The following is a 22,877-nucleotide window of genomic DNA, read 5'->3' as shown; positions in this document are numbered from 1 at the left end:
GGAAGCCGCGGCGGTGCAGCGCCGGGTAGAGGAAGGCGTCGGGGGCGGCGGGCGGCTCCGGCGCGGGGCCTGTCCGGCCGGGGGTGGGGCGATCGTCGGCTCGCATGGCGGACTCCTTGCGGGGAGGGAAGAAGAGCGAAGAAGAGGCGAACGGGCGGGACGGGGCGCCCGGAGGGCGGGCGCTGCGGCACCCCGGCTGCGGCAGCCGGTGCCGCAGCCAGAGTGCCGCAGTCACGGCCTCGCGGTCAGGGTGCTAAGGCTCATGGCCGGGGTTCATGGCCGGGGTTCATGGCCGGAGGGCGCGGTGCGGACGTCAGGCGGACGTCACGGTGCGGACGTCAGGCGCGCGACGAGGTGCAGCCGGTCGGCGTCGGTGCGCTCCCCGGGGACGTCGCCCTCCTGCCAGCGCGGCTCGGTCCGCGGCCCAGGGCCGTCGTACAGCGCCAGCACCGTGAAACCGTGCGCGGCCAGGAACCGCCGCAGCTCCAGGGGGAACAGCAGGCGCCAGGCGGAGCGTTGGGTGACCGGCGGCGCGCCGTCGTCCGTGGTCCACACCCGGTGGCGGCGCAGCAGCTGTGCGGTGCGGTCCACCGAGAGGGTGGTGTGTGAGCGGTAGGACGTGCCGCGCCAGGTGAAGCCGTCCGCCCGCGGGGTGTCCAGCAGGTCGGTGCGGCCCAGGAAGTAGGCACCGTTGCGGAGTTCGGCGATCAGCAGGCCGCCCGGCTCCAGGGCGTGCCGGCAGGAGTCCAGCAGGCCGTCCAACTCGTCGTTGGTGTGGCAGTACAGCAGCGCGCTGTCCAGGCAGACGACGGCGTCGAACGCGCGCGTCCCGAGGGCGAAGCGGCGCAGGTCGGCGCGGGTGTAGGCGGGCCCCGGGTGCCGGCTGCGGGCGTGGTCGAGCATCGCGTCGGACAGGTCGGCGCCCACCACCCGGCGCCCCGCGGCCTGAAGGCGGGCCGCGTCCCGGCCGGTGCCGCAGCCCAGGTCGAGGACGCGCGCCCCGGCGCGGTACCGCCGCAGGGTGTCTTCGGCCCAGCGGGCGGCGATCCCGTCGGGGTCGGGGAACCTGGCCTCGTACAGCTCCGGGTGGTCGGTCAGCAGATTCCCGTCAACTGCCTTACTGGAGGCGGACGGCAGGGGTTCGGTGGGCGGCATGCGGTCCGCTCCTCGTGAGGTCGTCATCAGGCCGCCACCGTCACGGGAGCCGGTGCGGGGGCCCGTTCGGGCAGGGTCCGCAGCCGGGCGACGACGGCCGCCGAGAGCAGGCCGAACGCGAGGCAGCAGGCCCAGGGCAGCCAGGGCGTGCGATGGGTGGCGCCGGCGTCCATCGCCCAGCCGACGAGCGCGTTGCCGGCCGCGGCGGCGACGCCGGACACGACGTAGAACACCCCGAAGTACGTGCCGGTCAGCTCGGGGCGGCCGAAGTCGGGTATCAGCTCCATCACGAACGGCTGGGCGATCATCACGCCGAGGTAGAGCAGCAGCGTGCCGGCCAGCACCGGCAGCAGCCCGAGCAGCGAGGCGGCCGTGCCGTCCGGGTGCCCGGCGCCCGCCACCGCCATCGGCGGCACGAAGGCGAGGCCCATCAGGGCCAGCCCCACGGCGATCCAGCGGCCCCGGGTGCCACGGGCCTTGAGCGCCCGGGTGACCCGCAGTTGGAGGGTGAGGTTGGCGAGCGTCCCGGTCAGGAAGACGAGCCCGGCCGCGCCCGCCCAGCCGGTGGCGTGCCGCGCCCCGTCGGGCAGCAGCAGGTACAGCTGGTTCTCCATGGTGAACATGCCGACCATGGCCAGCGCGAAGGCCAGGAAGGCGCGGTTGCCGACCACTTCGCGCCAGTCGCCGAGCACGCTGGACTTCGCGGGCTCCACCTCGCGGGCCGGCAGCACCAGGGCCTGGGCGACGGTCAGCAGCGCGAAGATCACGGCAGCGGTGACCGCGGAGGCCCGGAACCCGACGAGCAGCAGTGCGCTGCCCAGCAGCGGCCCCACCAGCGCCCCGGTCATCGCGAAGACGTTGAACAGCGCGAACGCCTCCGCCTTGCGGTCGCCCGCCTCCTGCGCCAGGTAGGCGCGTACGGCCGGATTGAAGAGGGCTCCGGCGAGCCCGCTGAGTATGGACGCGGCCAGCAGCACGGGCAGCCCGTCGCCCAGCGCGAACAGGGCGAAGCCGAGCGTCCGCAGGGCACACCCGGCGATGATCACCCGGCGGGCGCCGAGCCGGTCGGCGGCCGAACCGCCGATCAGGAACAGGCCCTGCTGGCTGAGGTTGCGCACCCCCAGGACGATGCCGACCACCGCCGCCGACATGCCCAGGTCGTCGCCCAGATGCGTGGCCAGGTAGGGGATGAGGAGATAGAAGCCGGTGTTCACGCCGAGCTGGTTGACCAGCAGGAGGCGGCTGGCGAGCGGGAATTTCCGCATCTCACGCCAGGTCTGCACGGCGCGGCCTTTCACTGGGGCGGGCCGCTGCGGCGCGGCCTGCGACGGATACGGACGGGGCGGCGGTGGGAGCGGACGGGGCAGTGGCGGAAGCGGACGAGGAAGTGGCGGACGTGGATGGGGAAGCGGCGGACGTGGCCCGGGAGAGCGCGGCGGCCCCTGCCCCCGGCGTACGGGGGCGGACGCCCAGGCCGAGCCGGTCGCTGACCCGGACCGTGCCGTCCGTGCCGCCGATGCCGGTCCACGGGTCGCGGGCCAGCAGCAGGTGCCCGTCCAGGTCGACCCAGCGGGCCCGGTGCACCAGATGGACGGCCGGTGCGATGCCCAGCGTGCTGGCCGTCAGGCAGCCCAGCATCAGGTCGGTGCCGCTGCCGGCGAGCAGTTCGGCGATCCGCAGGGCCGCGAACACCCCGCCGCACTTGGCGAGTTTGACGTTGATGCCCTGCACCCGCCCGGCCAGCCGCCGCGCGTCCTCGTAGGACACCGCGTCCTCGTCGGCGATCACCGGCAGCGGCGAACGGGCCGCGAGCGCGGCAAGCCCCTCCGGGTCGCCCGGCGCGAGGGGCTGTTCCACGGCGGCCACCCCCAGCTCCGCGCAGCGCGGCAGCAGCGCGTCGGCCTGCGGGACGCTCCACGCGCCGTTCGGGTCGACCAGCACGACGGCCTCCGGGGCGTGTTCCCGCACCGCGCGGATCCGCGCCAGGTCCTCATCGGGGTCGGTGGCGCCCGCCTTGACCTTGATGAGGGTGAAGCCGCTGTCGGCGAGCCGGGCGGCCAGCACCGCGGCCCGCGCGGGGGACGTGATGCCGATGGTGCGGGCGGTCGCCGCTGCGGGCGGGGCCGGCGCCCCCAGCAGCTGGTGCACGGCGGTGCCTGCCCGCTTGCCCGCCAGATCGAGCAGCGCCGACTCGACGGCCGAGAGCACCGCTGGCGGGGTGCCGGGCCCCGGCAGCTCACCGGCCCGTACGGCGCCGAGCGCGGTTTCCGGGTCGCCGCACCGTGCGATCGCGGTGGCCGCCTCGCGCAGCAGCCGCACCAGCGTCCGCGCGTCCAGGCCGTAATAGGCGCTGGCCACCGCCTCGCCGTGGCCGCGCAGGCCGCCCCGCTCCACGGTCAGCCAGACCGCGTCCCTGGCCGCCATCGTGGCGCGGGAGATCCGCAGCGGCTCGGCGAGTTCGAGGCGCGTGGTGCGCACGGTGGTCTTCACGCGGGGGCCTCCTGCGAGGGCGATGACGGCGGTACGGAAGCGCCGGAGCGGGGCGGGGCGGCCTGGCCTGCGGGCGCGCACGGGTCGATCACCGTCGTGCAGCGCATCCACCCGGTGGCCTCGGCGGCGCGCGGGTGCGGGATCTCGACGGGGCGGGTGCGGGCGCTCGCGCAGTCCACGCCGTGCGCGGTGGTGAAGTCGTCGTCGTAGACCGACGACAGGTAGCGGTGCGGCCCGTCGGGGAAGACCGTGGCGACCACCGCGCCCGGGTGCACCCGCGCCGCCCAGGCCGCCACCAGCGCTGCGGCCCCGGTGCTCCAGCCGCCGCTGACGAAGCTGGTACGGGCCAGCCGCCGGCAGGTGTCGGCGGATTCGGCCGGGCCCACCCAGTGCACCTCGTCGAACGCGCCGTAGGCCACGTTCCGCGGCTGGATGCTGCTGCCGAGCCCGCGCATCAGCCGGGGCCGCGCGGGCTGCCCGAAGATCGTCGAGCCGGTGGCGTCCACGCCGATCAGCCGCAGCCGCGGCCAGTGCCTGCGCAGCGGTTCCGCGATCCCGGCGCTGTGCCCGCCGGTGCCGACGCTGCACACCAGGATGTCCAGATGCGGCAGCTCGGCGGTGATCTCGGCGGCCAGCGACGCGTAACCCGCCCTGTTGTCGGGGTTGTTGTACTGATCGGGCCAGTACGCGCCGGGCAGCTCAGCCAGCACCGCGCGCAGCCGGGTCAGCCGCGCGGCCTGCCAGCCGCCCTGCGCGGCCGGCCGGTCCGCCAGATCGAGCCTGGCACCGTACGCGCGCAGCAGCCGGCGCATGGACGGCTCCAGTTCGGTGTCACCCACCAGGACGACGGGATGGCCGAGCGCCTGGCCCGCGAAGGCCAGGCCGACGCCGAGGGTGCCGGACGTGGACTCCACCACCGGCGCGCCCGGCCGCAGTTCGCCCCGCTCCCGCGCGCCCAGCAGCATCGACACCGCCGCGCGTGCCTTCATGCCGCCCACGCCGTGCCCCTCAAGCTTCGCCCAGAACCCGGGGTGCGGGGCGGGCAGTTCGCCGCCGATCCGCGCCAGCGGCGTACGGCCGACGAGACGCAGCAGGTGCGCACCGGCGCCGGGGCCGCCGCCGTGCACCGCCGGGCCGCCGTCGGCGGTGCCGGTACACGGCGGGGCTGAGGTGAGGGCGTTCATCGGATTCCTCCGTAGCGGTGGACGGTTCCCGGGCCGCCGTCGAGCCAGAAGAACGGGTACGGCTCGGCGCACACGGCGTGCACCCCCGCGCCCAGGAAGCGGGGCAGTACCGCGCTGCCGGTCTGCGCGAACAGCACCAGCGGCAGCCCGCGGCCGGCGGCGAGCGCGCGCAGCGGGCCGAAACTCCCGTTGCCGAGGGTCATCCCCGACGCGAGGACCGCATCGCAGTCCGCTGCGGCGGCCAGGGCGTCGGTCACCACCGGCTCGCCCCACTCCGTCACGCCGCCCTTCAGATCGCACGGCACATACCGCAGGCCGCACGAACGCAGCGCTTCGAGCAGCGAGTTGACGACGCCGACGACCAGCACCCGCGCCCCGGCGGGCACCGCGGGCACCAGCAGTTCCACGACGGCCCGTGCCCTGGCCCGTGACTTCTCCAGCGAGGAACCCGCGGGCAGCGGCACCGGCCGCGCCCCGTGCTCAGGGTCGTGCGGCGCGCAGTGCATCAGGTACGCGTCGAGCGCGGCGATCCGCACCACCGGCAGCCGGTGGCCGAGCAGCGTCGCCACGTCCGTGCCGACGGCGTCCGCCACGGCCGCGTCCGGCAGCGCGCCTGGCTCGGCCGCGCACGACCCGACGGCCGCGCCGAGACGCAGGCTGAGCACCTCGTTGCGGTAGCCGCCGGCCCGCCCGTCGTGCCGTACGGCCTGGGTGGTGGCGAAGGCCGTGGAGATCCGCAGCTTCCGCGGATCAGGACCGAACCCGCCGTCGAGCACGGCCTGTTGGAGCGCATCGGGATCGGACCATCCGGTGAGCGGGGCACGGCCCGTGGCGGTCGTGGGCGAGGCGGCCGTGGTGGTCGCGGGCGGGGTGCTCATCGGCCCGCCACCACGCGCGGCCTGACCGGGGCGAGCAGCGACGCGACGCGCGTACGGGCGTCGCCGGGGCCGGAACCGGGGGCGGCACCGGAGGCCATGAGGTGGCCCAGGTAGCCGTTGTTGTCGACCGTGGCCCGCACCCGTGTGCCCGGCTCGGCCAGCCGCACCTCCAGGACGCCGGGCGCCTTCTCCAACTCGGCCGTCACGTCCGGCACTTCGCTCTCACCTTCCGGGTGGGAGCCGTCCCCCGCCAGGTCGTACCCGGTGAGCACGCCGTCGGCCGCCGGCAGCAGGAAGCCGATCGCCGCGCTCGGTACGCCGGTCTCACGCGGCTCCAGTTCCGGCTCCCGGCCCAGTGCCAGGTCCACGCAGGCGGCGGCCAGGTCGATGCCGGTGACGTGCCGGACGAGTTCGGTGATGCGGTTACCCGCGGGCCGCGGATTGACCTCGACGACCCGGGGGCCGGACGCCGTGAGCTTGATCTCGGTGTGCGCCACGACTTGGTCGAGGCCGAGCGCCTCCAGCGCGTCGACCGCGGTGCGCGCCGCCGCCTCCGTCTCATCGGCGGCGAGCCCCGCGGGGAACATGTGGCCGGTCTCGATGAAGCCGGGCGCACCGCCCACGCTCTTGTCGGTGACCCCGATGACGTGGGCGCGCCCGCCGTACGACACGGTCTCGACGCTGACCTCGGGCCCTTCCAGCAACTCCTCCAACAGGACGGCGGGCGAACGCTGTTGACCGCGCGCGTTGACGGGGAAGGCGTCCAGCGCGCGGTGCGCGGCGGCCAGCTCCCGCTCGTCGTCGATCCGCCGCACGAACATCCCCGCGCACAGGTCCACCGGCTTGAACACCAGCGGATAGCCGATCTCGCGGGCCGCGACCGCCGCCGCGACGAACCCGTCGCAGACCGCGAAGCGGGGCCCCGGCACGCCGGCGGCCCGCAGGGTGCGCCGGGTCTCGTCCTTGCGGCAGGCGGCGGCGACGGCCTGCGGCGCGGGTCCTGGCAGCCCCAGGTGTCCGGCGATGGCCGCCACCGTCGGCAGGTAGTAGTCGCAGGAGCTGAGCACGCCGTCGAAGTGCAGCGCTCCGTGCAGCCGTTCGGCCTGCGGGAGCAGCGCGGAGAGGTCGTTGGTGTCGGCGGTGACGAGATTGCGGGCGCCGAGCAGCGGATGGGCGACCCCTTCGGGTGCCGACCGCAGGTAGTGGTGCAGATCGCGGGTGAGGAACGTGAACGTGTGCCCGGCCTCGGCGATCGCACGTGGCAGCAGCCTGCTCATCGCACCGACCCAGCTCTCGACCATCAACAGATGCCCCATGACTCCCCATCGCTGCCGTGCCGAGGGATCCGGGCAGGCCGAGGGAAGCCCCCGGGGCCGCGGACCCGTGTTGACCGAATCCCCACGGTATCGATAATCATTTTCATTGTCATGTTCGACCTTGCCCACCTGGAGCCTCCGGTGCCCATACCCAGCCACCCCCGCCCACTGCCGGCCCTGCACCTCATCCGCCGCCGAACCACCGCCGTGGGAGCCGGAGTTGGCTGCTTCCTGGCCGTTGCGGCGGCGGGTGTGGCGGCAGGCGAGCCGGGTGCACCGATGGGGCCGACGACTCGGGGGACCGGTGTGGCGGTGGGCTTGACGGCCGCCGGGGGCGGTGCACCCGGAGCCCGCGCCGCCAACACCCACCCCGCCGAGGCTCGTACCGCCAATGCCCACCCCGCCCCCCTCACCTTCGGTGCCTGCCCCGACTCCGTGCCCGCGCCGGAGCCGCCCGCCCGGGTCGACTGCGGCACACTCGTCGTTCCCCTCGACCGCACCCGCCCCGACGGCCCGCACCTCCGCATCGCCGTCTCCCGGGTCCGCGCCACCGGCACCCCCGCCGAACGTCGCGGCATCCTCCTCGTCAACCCCGGAGGACCCGGCGGCTCCGGCCTCCCCTACGCCGTCACCAAGCGCGCCAAGCTGCCCGAACAGGTGCGCCGCGCCTACGACATCATCGGTTTCGACCCCCGCGGCACCGGCGCGAGCGCCCCCGTCGACTGCGGCCCCATGGGCGGCCTCTTCGACACCCCGGGCGCCGACCCGGTGCCCCGCGACCGCCGTGCCGAACGCGCCCACCTGCAAACCCTCAAGGCGCTCGCCGACGACTGCGCCCACGGCGTCGGGGCCGCGCTGCCGCACCTCTCCACCGCGGAGACCGCCGACGACATGGACGACCTGCGCGCCGCCCTCGGCGAACCCGCCCTCAGCTACCTCGGCGTCAGCTACGGCAGCTACCTCGGCGCCGCCTATGCCGCCGCCCACCCCCACCGCATCGACCGTATGGTCCTCGACAGCGTCGTCGGCCCCTGGGACTGGCACGACTTCGACGTCCGCCAGGCCCGCGCCCTGCTCAGGCAGCGCGACACCCTCTTCGCCCGGCTCGCCCGCGATCCCGCCCGCTACCGGCTCGGCGCCACCCCGCGCGCCGTACGCGCCTCCTACACCCGCGTCCGCGAAGCCCTGGCCGCCCACCCCGACCACGGCTTCGGGCCTGCCGCCTTCGACCGCGCCGTCTACCGCGCGCTGGGCCGCACCGAACGCTGGGCCCCGCTCGGCGACGGCCTGCGCCGCTACCTCCAGGAGGGCACCGCCGCCGGGCTCCGGCCTGCCGACGACTTCACCGCGCCCGCGTCCCGCACCTACGAAGCCGCCAACCGCACCGTGAAATGCGCCGACGGACCCGGGCCCGACCCGCGCACCGTGCTCGCCGACATCCGCGCACTGCGCCGCACCGACCCGCTGCCGCTGCTCACCGGCCTCGAAGCCACCACCTGCGCCTACTGGCACCACAGGCCCGCCCGACGCACTCCACTCGGCAGCCCCCAGGCACCGCCCGTCCTCCTCGTCTCCTCCGCCCACGACCCGGTCACCCCGGCCGCCGGCGCCCGCGCGCTGCGCCGCACCCTCCCGGGCTCGCGCCTGATCACCCTCGACAACGACTACTCGCACGGCGTCTTCGCCAGCCGCGGCAACGCCTGCGTGGACGACACGGTCGCCGGCTACCTCGTCGAAGGAACCGTGCCCGCCACCGACCTCCGCTGCGCGGGGCCCGGACTCCCGTAACGGACACCCGCGACGGAAGGCCCGGCGGCCCGTTCCGCCCGGCCGGGCCGCCGCCGGACGACGGCCACCCCCGCGGCCGTACCCTGAAGAGGTGAGCAACACCCCCGCACCCGACCCGGCAGGCCCCGCTCCCGAGAGCCCAGGGGCCACACCCACCGGCGCCCCCGAAGCCGACGCGCCCGCTCCCGCCGCGCGCCGCAAGGCGGCTCTGATCTTCGACGACCCGCTGAACCAGCAGTCGTCGGACGACACCGACCGGGGCTGGGGCGACCGCCCCGCGGCCTCAGGCGGCGCCGCCGACCTCGCCCGCTTCCTCGACGAGAAGCCGCCCCACCACCTCTGAGACGCACAACCGCCCCGCCACCTCTGAGTGAGGCGGCGGGGCGGCGCAGGACGCTGCGGCGGTCCTGCTACTGCGACTGCTTCTGCGTGATGACCGTGCCGTTCGACGACGAGGAGCCGTTGCGCTGCGCGATCAGCGCGTCGCGGATCTCCGCCAGCAGCTCGACCTCGGTCGGGTCCGCCGGGGTGTCGTCCACCGGCTTCTTGGCTTCCTGGCGCTGCTTCCACTTGTTCATCGGAAGGATCATGAGGAAGTAGACCACCGCTGCGGTGATGAGGAAGGTCAGCGCGGCGCTGAGCACCGAGCCCCACAGGATGTAGATCCCGTCGGTGAACTCGCCCTTCTTGTCGACCGTGCACGTGGTGAGGCACGCCTTGTAGTTGTCGAGGTTCTGCGAACCAAAGGCGCCGATGATCGGGTTGATCACGCCCTTGACCACGGCGTTCACGATGTTCGTGAACGCCGCACCGACGACCACCGCGACCGCGAGTTCGATGACGTTTCCGCGCATCAGGAATTCCTTGAATCCCTGGAGGACGCCCTTGTTCTCGTCGCTCACCAGTCAGCCTCTTTCCACGTTCGGTACGGGCGGTGCACCAACAATCAGCACCGCAACTTACGTCAAGGCGGGGGAGAGGTGTCCAGTCGCGCAACACGAACCAGCGATCGACCAGAGCGTCAGTGCGGATCGATACGGCGATGCCGGCGACGGAGGGCGAGCACCCTCGGAACGACGCGGCAACAATCCCGCCGACCCCAAAAGTTACGCGTCCGGACGAAGCGGACACAACTCGATCTTGCGCCATGGGTTACCGCTCCCCGGGCGTCGTCGTGGCCCGGCAGCCGGCCGCCGGTGCGGCCCGTCCGGTGTCCTGGAACGCGCCACAGGCCCACGCTGCGGCGGCCATCGCCAGCCCGGCGGCCAGCAGACGCCGCCGCGAGGAGCGCCGCCACCGGTGCCGCGCGCCCCTGATCCGCAACGGGGCGAAGTGCGGGACGTCACATGGAGCGGGGGCGGGAAGGGCGGCGACGGGCACGCCCGCGGAGAGAGGCGGGGGTAAAGGGAGCGGATGCGACGTGCGGGGCGCGGGGAAGGACACGGTGATCACCGCCTGCGGTGGAGGAAACGGACCCGGCGATCACCACCGTGCCTGCATTTCCCCGCCGCCGTGCGGGCCTGTGGACGGCCCCGCGGGGTGTGGACAACTCCGCCACCCGTGAGGGGGAACCGCCCCCGGACGCCCCCGGACGCCCCCGGACGGCGCGCCCTACGGCAGCTCGATGCCCAGGTCCCAGCCGTCGAGGGCGCGGGTGCACAGGCAGTCGCGGTCGGCGGAGTCCGGCAGCGCGGCGACCGCGTCGAAGAGGACCTCCCGCAGCCGCCCGACGTTCTGGCCGAAGACCTCCAGGACGTCGTGGTGGGAGACGCCTTCGCCGGTCTCGGTGCCCGCGTCCAGGTCCGTGACCAGCGCCAACGACGTGTAGCAGAGCCCCAGTTCACGGGCGAGCACGGCCTCGGGGTGGCCCGTCATGCCGACCACGGACCAGCCCTGGGCTGCGTGCCACTGCGACTCCGCACGGGTCGAGAAGCGCGGGCCCTCGATGACGACGAGGGTGCCGCCGTCGACCGCGTCCCAGTCCCGGCCGCGGGCCGCCGCGAGCCCGGCGGCGCGCCCCGCGGGGCAGTAGGGGTCGGCGAAGGTCGGGTGGACGACGTTCGGGACGCTGCCGTCGGGCAGCGGTTCGCCGTCGAAGTAGGTCTGGACGCGGGCCTTGGTGCGGTCGACCAGCTGGTCGGGGACGAGCAGCGTGCCCGGCCCGTATGCGGGGCGCAGCCCGCCCACGGCGCACGGGCCGAACACCTGGCGCACGCCGACCGACCGCAGCGCCCACAGGTTGGCGCGGTAGTTGATGCGGTGCGGCGGCAGGTGGTGTCCGCGGCCGTGCCGCGGCAGGAACGCGACCTGGCGGCCCGCCACTTCCCCCAGGAACAGGGAATCGCTGGGGCGCCCGTAGGGAGTGTCCACCGTGATCTCGGTCACGTCGTCGAGGAACGAGTAGAAGCCCGATCCGCCGATAACGCCAATCTCCGCGTCAGCCATGCCGTGCACACTATCGGGGCGGTCGGCCGTGCGAACGCGCCGGACCCCGCCGTCGGTTGCGACGGCGGGGTCCGTGAGGTGTGGGGTCAGGCTGCCGAGCTGCTGCTCTTGGAACCCGAAGTGCTGCTGGACGACGTCGAGGAGGACGCCGGCTTGGCGTCGGACGTCGAGGACGACGACTTCGCGTCGGAGCCCGAAGAGGACGACGACGTGTCCGAAGCGGCCGTCGTGGAGCCGGACTTCGCGGGGCTGCTGCTGGACGACGAGCCGCGGCTGTCGTTGCGGTAGAACCCGGATCCCTTGAAGACGATGCCGACCGCGGAGAACACCTTCTTGAGGCGTCCGTTGCAGCTGGGGCACTCGGTGAGCGCGTCGTCGGTGAACTTCTGCACCGCCTCGTGGCCCTCGCCGCACTCGGTGCACTGGTACTGGTAGGTCGGCACTTGACTTCCTCCTGGCACTCTCACTCGATGAGTGCTAACGACGATCCATAGTGCAGTATTCCGGCCCGTCAGTCCACTGTGGCGGTCGTACGGTGACCGACCCCACGCTCCGCACCGCCCTCGGACGGCCCGTCGCAGGTCGCCGCCCGCAGGCCGTCGTCCGCGCTCGCGTCCCCCGTGGCGGGAGTCACGATCCGGCCGGTGGAACGCGGCAGCAGATGCGCGCGCAGCGCCAGCAGCACGGTCAGCGCCAGCACGGTACCGGCCAGCGGCACCAGGAAGCCGGTGCTCGGGGCGTAACGGTCGGCCAGCTGGCCGGCGGCGGTGGCCGCGGCGGCCTGGCCCAGCGCGACCGAGCCGGTCAGCCAGGTGAACGCCTCGGTGCGGGCGCCCGCGGGCACCAGCGACTCGACGAGCGTGTAGCCGGTGATCAGCGCCGGGGCGATGCACAGCCCGACGACCAGGCCGACGGCGCCCAGCAGCGGCACCGCGGTGACGGCCCACAGCGGCGTGGTGGCCAGCGCCAGCAGCCCGTAGGCGACCAGCAGCCGGCGGCGCGGGCCGACCTTCCAGGCGATGGCGCCGCAGGCCACGCCCGCGAGCATGTTGCCGGCCGCGAAGATCCCGTAGAGGACGCCGTTGATACCGGGGCGGCCGATGTCCTGGGTGAAGGCGGTCAGCGTGACCTGCATGCCGCCGAAGACGCAGCCGATGCCGAGGAACGCCACGATCAGGACGCGCACACCGGGGACCGACAGCGCGGAGACGGGCGGCGCGCCACCGGCGTGCGTCCGGTGCACCGGCGGCTGGCTGCGCCGCTGGGAGGCGAAGAGCAGCCCGCCGGCCAGCGTCAGGGCGGCCTCGGCGATCAGTCCGGCCGCCGGGTGCACTCCGGTGCACAGGGCGGTGGCCAGCACCGGGCCGACGACGAAGGTGAACTCGTCGGTGACCGACTCGAAGGCGGCGGCCGTCGGCATCAGCGGACTGCCGCCCAGCCGCGACGCCCAGCGCGCCCGCACCATCGGGCCGACCTGCGGGGTCGACGCGCCTGTGGGGACGGCCACGGCGAGCAGCGCCCACAGGGGCGCGTGTGCGAGGGCGAGGGCGATCAGGGCGCTGACGCCGGCCGCGTGCACCAGGACGCCGGGCAGCAGCACCGCGCGCTGGCCGAACCTGTCGGCGAGCTTGCCGCTCTGCGGGGCGAACAGGGCCATGGCGACACCGGTCGTGGCGGACACCGCGCCCGCGGTGCCGTAGGAGCCGGTGGTGTGCTCGACGAGCAGCACGATGCCGATGGTCAGCATCGCGAAGGGCTGCCTGGCCAGAAAGCCGGGCAGGAGGAAGGTCCACGCACCGGGGGTGCGCAGCAGTTGTCCGTAACCGGGACGGGAGTCCTGGACCGCGGATGCCACGGCCGGGCCTTTCCGCTGCCTGGTAGCGCGCAGCCGCGAGATCGTCACGGGTAACGCGCCGAGAGCTGTCCTCTCGCGCGGGACCGAGTGATACCGCGTGGTCCGCACCGGGAGGGTGGCTGCACAGGGCAGGGGGACCGCGGCCGCCGAGCGGTCGCGCCAGCTCTGCTTCAGGCAGAGTGGGTTCGTAAATGTGCCGGTTGAATCCTACAGGCCGGAACGCGGTGAAGCCCTGGGACGGCCCAGGGCTTCACGCGGTTCTCCTTGGGACCGGTGGAGATTTACCGCACATCCCGGGGCGGCGTGCGAGAGCGGCCACCCCGGGGCGCGGTCAGTGGTGCAGCCGCTTTCCGGCGCCGTGCTCGCGCGGGGCGGCGGGGCGGGCGGCACCCGCCCTGGACCTGCGGGCGGCCGGGCGCGGGCCGCCCGCGGGCTCCGCGCCGCCGGTGCCGAGCCAGCCGGCCAGCTTGCCGCCCTGCGACACCGCCTGGAGCCGCTTCTCCGCCGCGTCGCGCACCGGGTCCGTGGCCACCACCAGCAGCTCGTCGCCGCGCCGCAGCACCGTCGACGGCGCGGGCACGAAGCTCGTGCCGTCCCGTACGACCAGGGTGACGGCGGCACCGGCCGGCATCCGCAGCTCGCCGACCTCGACCCCGTGCATCCGGGACGAGGGGCCGATCGAGGTGGACAGCAGATGGCCGCGCAGCCGCTCCAGGGGCGCCGATTCGATCCCGAGGTCGGCGGCCTCTTCGTCGTCGCCGAGCCGCAGCCGCCTCGCCAGCCAGGGCAGCGTCGGGCCCTGGATGAGGGTGTAGACGACGACGAGGACGAAGACGATGTTGAAGACGCGTTCGCTGCCGGGGACCTTGCCCACCATCGGGATGGTGGCCAGGACGATGGGCACCGCGCCGCGCAGCCCGGCCCAGGACAGCAGCGTCTTCTCCCGCCAGGGCACCCGGAACGGCAGCAGGCTCAGGAACACCGATGTCGGCCGGGCCACGATCGTCAGGATCAGGCCGATCACCAGCGCCGGCACGATGTCGTCGAGGAGGTGGTGCGGCGTCACCAGCAGGCCGAGCAGCACGAACATGCCGATCTGGCCTATCCAGCCGACCCCTTCGGCGAAGCCCCGGGTCGCCGCCGAGTGCGGCAGCTTGGCGTTGCCCAGGATCATCGCGGCCAGATAGACGGCGAGGAAGCCGGAGCCGTGCGCCAGGGCGCCGGCCGCGTACGCCGCGACCGCGATGGCCATGACGGCGATCGGATACAGGCCGGACGCGGGCAGCGCCACGTGCTTCATGCCGTACGAGCCGAGCCAGCCGACCGCCAGGCCGACGGCGGCGCCGATCGCCAGCTCCAGGGCGATGTCGCCGAGCAGGACGTACCAGTGCTCCACCGGGCCCGCCGTGGAGAACGCCACGACGAGGATGACCACCGGGGCGTCGTTGAAGCCGGATTCGGCTTCCAGCACACCGGTCAGACGGGACGGCAGCGGCACCGAGCGCAGCACGGAGAACACCGCCGCGGCGTCCGTGGAGGACACCACGGCGCCGATCAGCAGCGCCTGGCGCCATTCAAGGCCGGCGAGGTAGTGCGCTCCGGCCGCGGTGACCCCCACGCTCACCGCGACGCCGAACGTCGAGAGCAGCGCCGCCCGGGGCAGCGCCGGTCTGATCTCTTTCCACTTCGTGCCGAGGCCGCCCTCGGCCAGGATCACGACCAGGGCGGCGTAGCCGAGCAGTTGGGTCAGTTCGGCGTTGTCGAAGACCACGCCGCCGAGGCCGTCCTGCCCTATGGCGACGCCTATCCCCAGATAGATGAGCAGGCTGGGGAGCCCACTGCGCGAGGAGAGCCGTACCGCGGCGACCGCGACGAGCAGTACCAGCGAGCAGATCAGCAGGAGTTGGTTGAGGTGGTCGACAGACAGGAGCTGGTCCTTCCGCGCGCGTGCCGGAGCCGGAGTGAGGCTTTTCCTTACCGTATCTAGTTACTGAGACTAACAATTTACCATTGCTTGAATGTCGGATGCGCCGGTGGTGACTCCGCGTAGGGGTCGCCGGAGCCGTGCGCCTATGGTTGCTCCAGCACTCCCACCCTGCCCCTCGAAGGACAGAGATGCCCGCCAACAAGTCCGGTCCGGCCCCCAAAAAGAAGAAGGGACGGCGCGGCCGTCTCGTAGCGATCACGGTCGTGCTGCTGCTCGTGGCGGGCATTGCCTTCGGCGCGTTCTGGGGCGTGAGCACCGTGCGCGCCTCGCTCCCGCAGACCACCGGTTCGCTCAAACTCGCGGGCCTGTCCGACCCGGTCGAGGTCAAGCGGGACGCCAACGGCATTCCGCAGATCTACGCCGACACCGACGAGGACCTCTTCCGCGCCCAGGGATACGTCCAGGCCCAGGACCGCTTCTGGGAGATGGACGTCCGGCGGCACATGACGTCCGGCCGGCTCTCGGAGATGTTCGGCAAGGACCAGGTCAAGACCGACTCGTTCCTGCGCACCCTCGGGTGGCACGAGGTCGCGCAGAAGGAATACGACACCAAGCTGTCGCCGAGCACGAAGAAGTACCTCCAGGCGTACTCGGCCGGTGTCAACTCCTACCTCAAGGACCACAAGGGCTCGGCGCTGTCCCTGGAGTACGCGGCACTGGACTTCCAGAACGACTACACGCCGGAGAAGTGGACCCCCGTCGACTCGGTGGCCTGGCTCAAGGCCATGGCCTGGGACCTGCGCGGCAACATGCAGGAAGAGATCGACCGCTCCCTGATGACCAGCCGCCTCAGCGAGAAGCAGATCGCCGAGCTGTACCCGGCGTACCCGTACAAGCGGAACAAGCCGATCGTCCAGGGCGGCGCGGTCAACCCGGTCACCAAGGAGTTCGACCCCAAGGGCACCGCCCCCGCCACCCAGAACGGCACCGGCGTCGGCGCCACCCAGGGCCTCCAGTCCCAGCTCTCCTCGCTCTCCAAGAGCCTCGACGAGATCCCGGCCCTGCTCGGCCCCAACGGCAACGGCATCGGCTCCAACTCCTGGGTCGTCTCCGGTGACCACACCACCACCGGCAAGCCGCTGCTCGCCAACGACCCGCACCTCGCCCCCCAGATGCCCTCGCTCTGGTACCAAATGGGCCTGCACTGCCGCACCGTAGGACCCAAGTGCGGCTACGACGTCTCCGGCTACACCTTCTCCGGCATGCCGGGCGTCGTCATCGGCCACAACCAGGACATCTCCTGGGGCATGACCAACCTCGGCGCCGACGTCTCCGACCTCTACCTGGAGAAGATCAACACCGACGGCTACCTCTTCGACGGCAAGCAGCGGCCGTTCCTCACCCGCAAGGAGACCATCAAGGTCGCCGACGGGCCGAGCCGCCAGATCACCGTCCGCTCCACCAACAACGGGCCGATAGTCTCCGACCGGGACGACGAGCTGGCCACCGTCGGCAAGTCGGCGCCCGTCGGCAACGCCGCACCTGACCGCGGCGACGGCTACGCCATCTCGCTGCGCTGGACCGCACTCGACCCCGGCAAGTCCATGGACGCCGTCTTCGAGCTGAACCGCGCCAAGGACTGGACGAGCTTCCGCAAGGCCGCGGCCCACTTCGAGGTCCCGTCCCAGAACCTCATCTACGCCGACACCAAGGGCAACATCGGCTACCAGGCGCCCGGCCGGATCCCGGTGCGCGGCGCGGGCGACGGCACCCTCCCGGCGCCCGGCTGGGACAAGAAGTACCGCTGGACCGGCGTCATCCCGCAGCAGGCCCTGCCCTGGGAGTACAACCCCGACCGCGGCTACATCGTCACCGCCAACCAGGCCGTCATCGACGAGGACAAGTACCCCTACCTCCTCACCAAGGACTGGGGCTACGGCGCCCGCAGCCAGCGGATCAACGACCTCATCCAGTCGAAGATCAAGGACGGCGGCAAGGTCTCCACGGATGACATGCAGAGCTTCCAGCAGGACAACAGCAGCGAGATCGCCCGGCTGCTGACGCCCTACCTGACGAAGATCGACATCAAGGACAAGTACGTCCGCGACGCCCAGCAGCTGCTGGACGGCTGGGACTTCACCCAGGAGCCCGACTCCGCCGCCGCCGCGTACTTCAACGGCGTCTGGCGCAACCTCCTCAAGCTCGCCTTCGGCAACAAGATGCCCAAGGAGCTGCGCGTCGAGGGCCAGTGCCTCAACGTCCGCCCGGCGAGCGAGACCGGCCCCGCCGACGACCTCGACAAGTTCGTGCGCGAATGCGGCGAGCGCGCCCCCGACATGGCCCAGCCCGACGGCGGCGACCGCTGGTACGAGGTGGTCCGCAAGATCATCGACGACCCCACCAACGACTGGTGGAAGACCGAGGACCGTCCGGGCCACCCCGGCGACAAGAACCGCGACCAGCTCCTCGCGCACGCCATGAAGGACGCCCGCTACGAGCTGACCGCCAAGCTCGGCAAGAACATCGACAACTGGAGCTGGGGCCGCCTCCACCAGATGTTCCTGAACAACCAGACCCTCGGCACCGACGGACCCGGCATCCTCCAGGGCCTGTTCAACCGCGGCCCCTGGAACGTCGGCGGCGGCGAGGCCGCGGTCAACGCCACCGGCTGGAACGCGTCCGGCGGCTACGGCGTCACCTGGGTGCCCTCCATGCGGATGGTCGTCAACCTCGCCGACCTCGACAAGTCCCGCTGGATCAACCTCACCGGCGCATCCGGCCACGCCTACGACGCCCACTACTACGACCAGACCGACAAGTGGGCCAAGGGCGAACTGCTCCCCTGGGCCTTCGGCGAGGACGCCGTCAAGAAGGGCACGAAGGACACCCTGACGCTGACGCCGTGACCTCATGGCGGCCCCGCCCGGCCTCCCTCCGCCCCCGTGGCGGCGGGAGGCCGGGTCGTTTTCCGGCCATCGGATTTCGGCCAATTTCGCCGCGGGTTCGCCGGCGGATCGTTACGCGGCGTATCGACGGCGGCCCCGGGACCGCCGTCGAACCGCCGCCGGACCGCCACCGCACCGCGCAGGATCGTGTACGGTCCCGCCCGCTACGCCACGAACCGGTGCACCCCCGACGGCGTCACCGCCGCATCCACCGGCCGGTCGTGCGGCTCCGCCGGAACCTCCTCCAGCACCTCACCGCCGTACAGCAGCACCACCCGCACCGGATGCACCGCGGCCCGCTCCAGCCGCTCCAGCACCCGGTCGTACGAGCCGCCCCCGCGCCCCAGACGCATCCCGCGCCGGTCCACCGCCAGACCCGGCAGCAGTACCACGTCCGCCTCGGTCACCGCCGCCGGTCCGAGCCGCGGACCGGCCGGCTCCAGCAGCCCCCGCCCGGCCTTCACCAGCCGGTCGGCCCCCTCGTACGCGGCCCAGTCCAGATCGTTGTCGGGCAGCAGGACCGGCAGCAGCACCCGCTTGCCCGCGTCCCGCAGCCGGTCGATCAGCGCGCGGGTGGACGGCTCGCGCCCCACCGACACATACGCGGCGACCGTGCCCGCGTCCGCCAGCTCAGGCAGCCCCAGCGCGCGGTCGGCGAGACCGGCGGCGGCCACCGCCGCGACATCGGCGGGCAACGCGCCCCTCACCTCCAGGAGACGCCGCCGCAACCTGTGTTTCCTATCGTGGTCCGTGTTCACCGTGTGGCCTTGCTCCCGCTCTCAGGCAGTATTCACCGGACGCTGATGGTCTTTACCAATGGGCCGGTTATCGTTCTGCGCATGACTCCATCGCATACTCGGATCAGCAAGGCTGTCATCCCGGCAGCCGGCCTCGGTACCCGCTTTCTCCCCGCCACCAAGGCCACACCCAAGGAGATGCTGCCGGTCGTCGACAAGCCCGCCATCCAGTACGTGGTGGAAGAGGCCGCCGCCGCCGGGCTCTCCGACGTCCTCATGGTCACCGGCCGCAACAAGCGCCCGCTGGAAGACCACTTCGACCGCAACTACGAGCTGGAAGAGGCCCTGCACCGCAAGGGCGACGAATCCCGCCTCGCCAAGGTCCAGGAATCCAGCGACCTCGCCACCATGCACTACGTCCGGCAGGGCGACCCCAAGGGCCTGGGCCACGCCGTCCTGTGCGCCGCCCCGCACGTCGGCGACCAGCCCTTCGCGGTGCTCCTCGGCGACGACCTCATCGACCCGCGCGACCCGCTGCTCCAGCGCATGGTCGAGGTGCAGGAACAGCACGGCGGCTCCGTCATCGCCCTCATGGAGGTCGACCCGGCGCAGATCCACCTCTACGGCTGCGCCGCCACCGCCCCCACCGCCGACGACGACGTGGTCGTGGTCTCCGACCTGGTCGAGAAGCCCGCCCCGTCCGAAGCACCCTCCAACCTCGCCATCATCGGCCGCTACGTCCTGGACCCGGCCGTCTTCGACGTGCTGCGCAAGACCGACCCCGGCCGCGGCGGCGAGATCCAGCTGACCGACGCGCTCCAGGCACTGGCCGCCGAGCCGTCCCTGGGCGGTCCCGTGCACGGCGTCGTCTTCAAGGGCCGCCGCTATGACACCGGCGACCGTGGCGATTACCTCCGTGCCATTGTCAGACTGGCATGCGAACGTGAGGACCTGGGCCCGGAGTTCCGGACCTGGCTGCGGAGTTACGTCACCGAGGAGTTGTAGGGCTTTGAGCGGCACCACCGACCGGACCAGCCACCAGCACCGCGTCTGGTCGGTGGCCGACCACCTCGACGACGTCCTCTCCAAGATCCACCCCTTGGAGCCGATCGAGCTGCAACTCCTCGACGCCCAGGGCTGCGTCCTGGTGGAGGACGTCACCGTCCCGGTGGCCCTGCCGCCCTTCGACAACAGCTCCATGGACGGCTACGCGGTCCGCGTCGCCGATGTGGCGGGCGCCACCGAGGAGTTCCCCGCCACGCTCACCGTCATCGGCGACGTCGCGGCGGGCAGCGGCGACCTCCCCGCGGTCGGCCCCGGGGAGGCGGCCCGCATCATGACCGGCGCGCCCCTCCCGCCCGGCGCCGAGGCCGTCGTCCCCGTCGAATGGACCGACGGCGGCAGCGGCCGGGGCCCCGCCGACGGCATGCGGGCGCACAGCGCGGCACCCGATGGCGCGACGGGCGAGGTCCGCGTGCACCGCCCGGCCGCCGCCGGCGCCCACATCCGCGCCCAGGGCAGCGACGTCAGCGCCGGCGAGGCCGCACTGCGCGCCGGCACCGTCATCGGCCCGTCCCAGATCGGCCTGCTCGCCGCCATCGGCCGCGGCACGGTACGGGTCCGCCCCCGCCCCCGCGTCGTCGTCATGTCGACCGGCAGCGAACTGGTCCAGCCGGGCGAGCCGTTGGGCCCCGGCCAGATCCACGACTCCAACAGCTTCCAGCTCACCGCGGCGGCCAGGGACGCCGGAGCCATCGCCTACCGCGTCGGCGCGGTCGCCGACGACGCCGACACCCTCCGCGCCGCCCTGGAGGACCAGCTCATCCGGGCCGACATCCTCGTCACCAGCGGCGGCGTCAGCGTCGGCGCGTACGACGTGGTCAAGGAGACGCTCACCGACCTCTCCGCCGAAGAGGGCACCGTCGAGTTCCGCAAGCTCGCCATGCAGCCGGGCAAACCCCAGGGCTTCGGCCTCATCGGCCCCGACCGCATCCCGCTGCTGGCCCTGCCGGGCAACCCCGTCAGCTCCTACGTCTCCTTCGAACTGTTCGTCCGCCCCGCCATCCGCGCCCTGATGGGCCTGCCCGACGTGCACCGCCCCACCACCCCGGCACAGTGCACCGACGCCATCACCTCGTCGCCCGAGGGACGCCGCCAGTTCCTGCGCGGCGCCTACGACCCCGACGCCGGCACGGTCACCCCCGTCGGCGGCCCCGGCTCCCACCTCATCAAGGCACTCGCCCACGCCAACGCGCTGATCGTCGTGCCCGAGGACACCACGGAGGTGGCCGCGGGCAGCACCGTCGACGTCGTCCTGCTCGGGTAGGGCCGCTCTCCGGCCCTGACCGCCGCCCGCCGGGGGTACCGTGTCGTCGCACAGGCGGCAGTCAGGACCGGGAGAACGATGAGCAGCGGCCAGCAACACCTCACCCATCTCGACGCGGCGGGCGCGGCCCGTATGGTCGACGTCTCCGCCAAGGACGTCACCGCCCGAACCGCCGCAGCCCGCGGTCGCGTCCTGGTATCGCCGCAGGTCGTCGAGTTGCTGCGCGGCGAGGGCGTACCCAAGGGCGATGCCCTGGCCACCGCCAGGATCGCCGGCATCATGGGCGCCAAGCGCACCCCCGACCTGATCCCGCTCTGCCACCCCCTCGCCGTCTCGGGCGTGACGGTCGACCTCTCGGTCACCGACGACGCCGTCGAGATCGCCGCCACGGTCAAGACCACCGACCGCACCGGCGTCGAGATGGAGGCCCTCACCGCCGTCTCCGTCGCCGCGCTCACCGTCGTCGACATGGTCAAGGCCGTCGACAAGGCCGCGGTCATCTCCGACATCCGCGTCGAGACGAAGACCGGCGGCAAGTCCGGCGACTGGAGCCGGGCATGAGCCCCGCCCCGCGCGCCCTGGTCGTCACCGCGTCCAACCGCGCCGCCGCCGGCGTCTACGCCGACAAGGGCGGCCCGCTGCTCGCCGACGGCCTGACCGCCATGGGCTTCACGGTCGACGGGCCGCAGGTCGTCCCGGACGGCGACCCCGTCGAGGCAGCCCTGCGCGCGGCCGTCGCCGCCGGCTACGACGTCGTCCTCACCACCGGCGGCACCGGCATCTCGCCCACCGACCGCACCCCCGACGCCACCCGCCGCGTCCTGGACCACGACATCCCCGGCATCCCCGAGGCGATCCGCGCCGCGGGCCGTACGAAGGTCCCCACCGCGGCACTCTCCCGCGGCCTGGCCGGCATCGCGGGCCGCACCCTGATCGTCAACCTCCCGGGTTCGACCGGCGGCGTACGCGACGGCCTCGCGGTACTCGCCGATCTCCTCCCGCACGCCGTCGACCAGCTCCGCGGCGGCGACCACCCCAGACCCCCGCGGAGCCCGCACTGAACGCGCCCTGGCCGGTCGTCCTGACCGACGGAGAGGTCACCCTCCGGCCGATAAAGCTGCGCGACCAGCGTGACTGGCGCGAGGTCAACCGCCGCAACCGCGACTGGCTGCGCCCCTGGGAAGCCACCGTCCCGCCGCCCCCGCCGGGAATTCCCGTCCCGCACCGCCCCACCTACCGTCAGATGGTCCGCCATCTGCGGTCCGAGGCGTACGCCGGCCGGATGCTGCCGTTCGTCGTCGAGTACCAGGGCCGGCTCGTCGGCCAGCTGACCGTCGCCGGCATCACCTGGGGCTCCATGTGTTCGGGCCACATCGGTTACTGGGTGGACCGGGAAGTCGCCGGCCGCGGTGTCATTCCGACCGCCGTCGCCCTCGCCGTCGACCACTGCTTCCGCTCCGTGGGACTGCACCGCATCGAGGTGTGCATTCGGCCGGAGAACACCCCGAGCCGCCGCGTCGTGGAAAAGCTCGGCTTTCGCGAGGAGGGTCTGCGCCCGCGCTATCTCCACATCGACGGAGGCTGGCGCGATCACGCGGTATTCGCCCTGACCGCGGAAGAGGTGCCCGAGGGGATGCTGCACCGCTGGCGTCAGCAGAAACCCAGCACACCCCACAAATGAAATAGGTGTTCGAATTTATCGCCGTTTCGGCCACATTCGAAGAGTGCTGATCTCAACAATCACAAAAAAAGTTCGAGATATCAGCCAGATCGTGCGACACACCGGCTCAATTGGCGGATGGCCCCGCGCAAACCCCTCTACCGTGTGAGT

20 protein-coding genes are annotated in these 22,877 nt (G+C 72.9%); 8 read left to right on the top strand and 12 right to left on the bottom strand.

The window, feature by feature from the left end; genetic code table 11:
• Nucleotides 1–324 precede the first annotated feature (324 nt).
• Genes ACIBK8_RS10660 through ACIBK8_RS10635 form a run of 6 tightly spaced genes read right to left on the bottom strand, consistent with a single transcriptional unit; the run spans nt 325 to nt 7,023 of the window.
• Complete coding sequence (locus tag ACIBK8_RS10660; protein ID WP_399041362.1) at nt 325–1,155, bottom strand: class I SAM-dependent DNA methyltransferase; 831 nt, start codon at nt 1,153–1,155, stop codon at nt 325–327.
• A gap of 26 nt (nt 1,156–1,181) precedes the next feature.
• Nucleotides 1,182–2,438: an MFS transporter gene (locus tag ACIBK8_RS10655; protein WP_399041361.1), complete on the bottom strand. Its 1,257-nt coding sequence runs from the start codon at nt 2,436–2,438 to the stop codon at nt 1,182–1,184.
• Nucleotides 2,422–3,645, bottom strand: coding sequence for a mandelate racemase/muconate lactonizing enzyme family protein (locus ACIBK8_RS10650; protein WP_399041359.1), 1,224 nt, complete (start codon nt 3,643–3,645; stop codon nt 2,422–2,424). The genes ACIBK8_RS10655 and ACIBK8_RS10650 overlap by 17 nt, the downstream gene beginning before the upstream one ends.
• On the bottom strand, nt 3,642–4,829 hold the full coding sequence (locus ACIBK8_RS10645; protein ID WP_399041358.1) for a PLP-dependent cysteine synthase family protein: 1,188 nt from the start codon (nt 4,827–4,829) through the stop codon (nt 3,642–3,644). Before ACIBK8_RS10645 ends, ACIBK8_RS10650 begins: the two co-directional genes overlap by 4 nt.
• Entirely contained in the window at nt 4,826–5,707 is an 882-nt protein-coding gene (locus ACIBK8_RS10640; protein WP_399041357.1) for a hypothetical protein, read from the bottom strand. The genes ACIBK8_RS10645 and ACIBK8_RS10640 overlap by 4 nt, the downstream gene beginning before the upstream one ends.
• Nucleotides 5,704–7,023: an ATP-grasp domain-containing protein gene (locus ACIBK8_RS10635; protein ID WP_399041356.1), complete on the bottom strand. Its 1,320-nt coding sequence runs from the start codon at nt 7,021–7,023 to the stop codon at nt 5,704–5,706. The genes ACIBK8_RS10640 and ACIBK8_RS10635 overlap by 4 nt, the downstream gene beginning before the upstream one ends.
• A 111-nt stretch (nt 7,024–7,134) precedes the next feature.
• Here ACIBK8_RS10635 and ACIBK8_RS10630 point away from each other — a divergent pair, with 111 nt between their 5' ends.
• Nucleotides 7,135–8,811, top strand: a complete 1,677-nt coding sequence (locus ACIBK8_RS10630; protein ID WP_399041355.1) for an alpha/beta fold hydrolase — start codon at nt 7,135–7,137, stop codon at nt 8,809–8,811.
• A 91-nt stretch (nt 8,812–8,902) separates the two neighbouring features.
• Nucleotides 8,903–9,154 (top strand): hypothetical protein, encoded by a 252-nt coding sequence (locus ACIBK8_RS10625; RefSeq protein ID WP_399041354.1) that lies wholly within the window; start codon nt 8,903–8,905, stop codon nt 9,152–9,154.
• 67 nt (nt 9,155–9,221) lie between these two features.
• Here the strand turns inward: ACIBK8_RS10625 and mscL are convergent, their stop codons facing one another.
• The 5 genes from mscL to ACIBK8_RS10600 form a co-directional block, all read right to left on the bottom strand.
• The gene (mscL, locus tag ACIBK8_RS10620) at nt 9,222–9,713 is read right to left on the bottom strand and encodes a large conductance mechanosensitive channel protein MscL (protein ID WP_399041352.1); all 492 of its coding nucleotides are present in this window, start codon (nt 9,711–9,713) and stop codon (nt 9,222–9,224) included.
• A gap of 709 nt (nt 9,714–10,422) precedes the next feature.
• Nucleotides 10,423–11,256, bottom strand: coding sequence for an S-methyl-5'-thioadenosine phosphorylase (locus ACIBK8_RS10615; protein WP_399041350.1), 834 nt, complete (start codon nt 11,254–11,256; stop codon nt 10,423–10,425).
• Nucleotides 11,257–11,342: 86 nt separating this feature from the next.
• Nucleotides 11,343–11,699 carry an FmdB family zinc ribbon protein gene (locus ACIBK8_RS10610; protein ID WP_393683267.1) on the bottom strand — a complete coding sequence of 119 codons (357 nt, stop codon included), beginning with the start codon at nt 11,697–11,699 and terminating at the stop codon, nt 11,343–11,345.
• Between the two features lie 68 nt (nt 11,700–11,767).
• On the bottom strand, nt 11,768–13,111 hold the full coding sequence (locus ACIBK8_RS10605; RefSeq protein WP_399041349.1) for an MFS transporter: 1,344 nt from the start codon (nt 13,109–13,111) through the stop codon (nt 11,768–11,770).
• Nucleotides 13,112–13,442: 331 nt separating this feature from the next.
• A complete protein-coding gene (locus tag ACIBK8_RS10600; protein WP_399041652.1) occupies nt 13,443–15,038 on the bottom strand; it encodes a potassium/proton antiporter in 1,596 nt (531 codons plus the stop codon).
• A gap of 188 nt (nt 15,039–15,226) precedes the next feature.
• Between ACIBK8_RS10600 and ACIBK8_RS10595 the strand changes: the two genes are divergently transcribed.
• Nucleotides 15,227–17,944, top strand: a complete 2,718-nt coding sequence (locus tag ACIBK8_RS10595) for a penicillin acylase family protein (RefSeq protein WP_399041348.1) — start codon at nt 15,227–15,229, stop codon at nt 17,942–17,944.
• Nucleotides 17,945–18,147: 203 nt separating this feature from the next.
• On the opposite strand, the gene ACIBK8_RS10590 is transcribed toward ACIBK8_RS10595, so the two are convergent.
• On the bottom strand, nt 18,148–18,741 hold the full coding sequence (locus tag ACIBK8_RS10590; protein ID WP_399041347.1) for a 5-formyltetrahydrofolate cyclo-ligase: 594 nt from the start codon (nt 18,739–18,741) through the stop codon (nt 18,148–18,150).
• A gap of 81 nt (nt 18,742–18,822) precedes the next feature.
• On the opposite strand from ACIBK8_RS10590, the gene galU reads away from it, so the two are divergent.
• The 5 genes from galU to ACIBK8_RS10565 all read left to right on the top strand — a co-directional run bounded on the left by galU (nt 18,823) and on the right by ACIBK8_RS10565 (nt 22,727).
• Nucleotides 18,823–19,725 carry a UTP--glucose-1-phosphate uridylyltransferase GalU gene (gene galU, locus ACIBK8_RS10585; RefSeq protein ID WP_393683260.1) on the top strand — a complete coding sequence of 301 codons (903 nt, stop codon included), beginning with the start codon at nt 18,823–18,825 and terminating at the stop codon, nt 19,723–19,725.
• Between the two features lie 4 nt (nt 19,726–19,729).
• The gene (glp, locus tag ACIBK8_RS10580; protein ID WP_399041346.1) at nt 19,730–21,046 is read left to right on the top strand and encodes a gephyrin-like molybdotransferase Glp; all 1,317 of its coding nucleotides are present in this window, start codon (nt 19,730–19,732) and stop codon (nt 21,044–21,046) included.
• Between the two features lie 78 nt (nt 21,047–21,124).
• Nucleotides 21,125–21,607 (top strand): cyclic pyranopterin monophosphate synthase MoaC, encoded by a 483-nt coding sequence (gene moaC, locus ACIBK8_RS10575; RefSeq protein ID WP_393683256.1) that lies wholly within the window; start codon nt 21,125–21,127, stop codon nt 21,605–21,607.
• A complete protein-coding gene (locus ACIBK8_RS10570; protein WP_399041345.1) occupies nt 21,604–22,107 on the top strand; it encodes a molybdenum cofactor biosynthesis protein B in 504 nt (167 codons plus the stop codon). The genes moaC and ACIBK8_RS10570 overlap by 4 nt, the downstream gene beginning before the upstream one ends.
• On the top strand, nt 22,104–22,727 hold the full coding sequence (locus tag ACIBK8_RS10565) for a GNAT family N-acetyltransferase (protein WP_399041650.1): 624 nt from the start codon (nt 22,104–22,106) through the stop codon (nt 22,725–22,727). The genes ACIBK8_RS10570 and ACIBK8_RS10565 overlap by 4 nt, the downstream gene beginning before the upstream one ends.
• The last annotated feature ends 150 nt before the right edge of the window (nt 22,728–22,877 follow it).

Source organism: Streptomyces sp. NPDC050161 (assembly GCF_044460025.1).
GTDB lineage: Bacteria > Actinomycetota > Actinomycetes > Streptomycetales > Streptomycetaceae > Streptomyces.
Note: the sequence above shows the minus strand (reverse complement) of the source record. Positions and strands in the feature narration are given on the sequence as shown.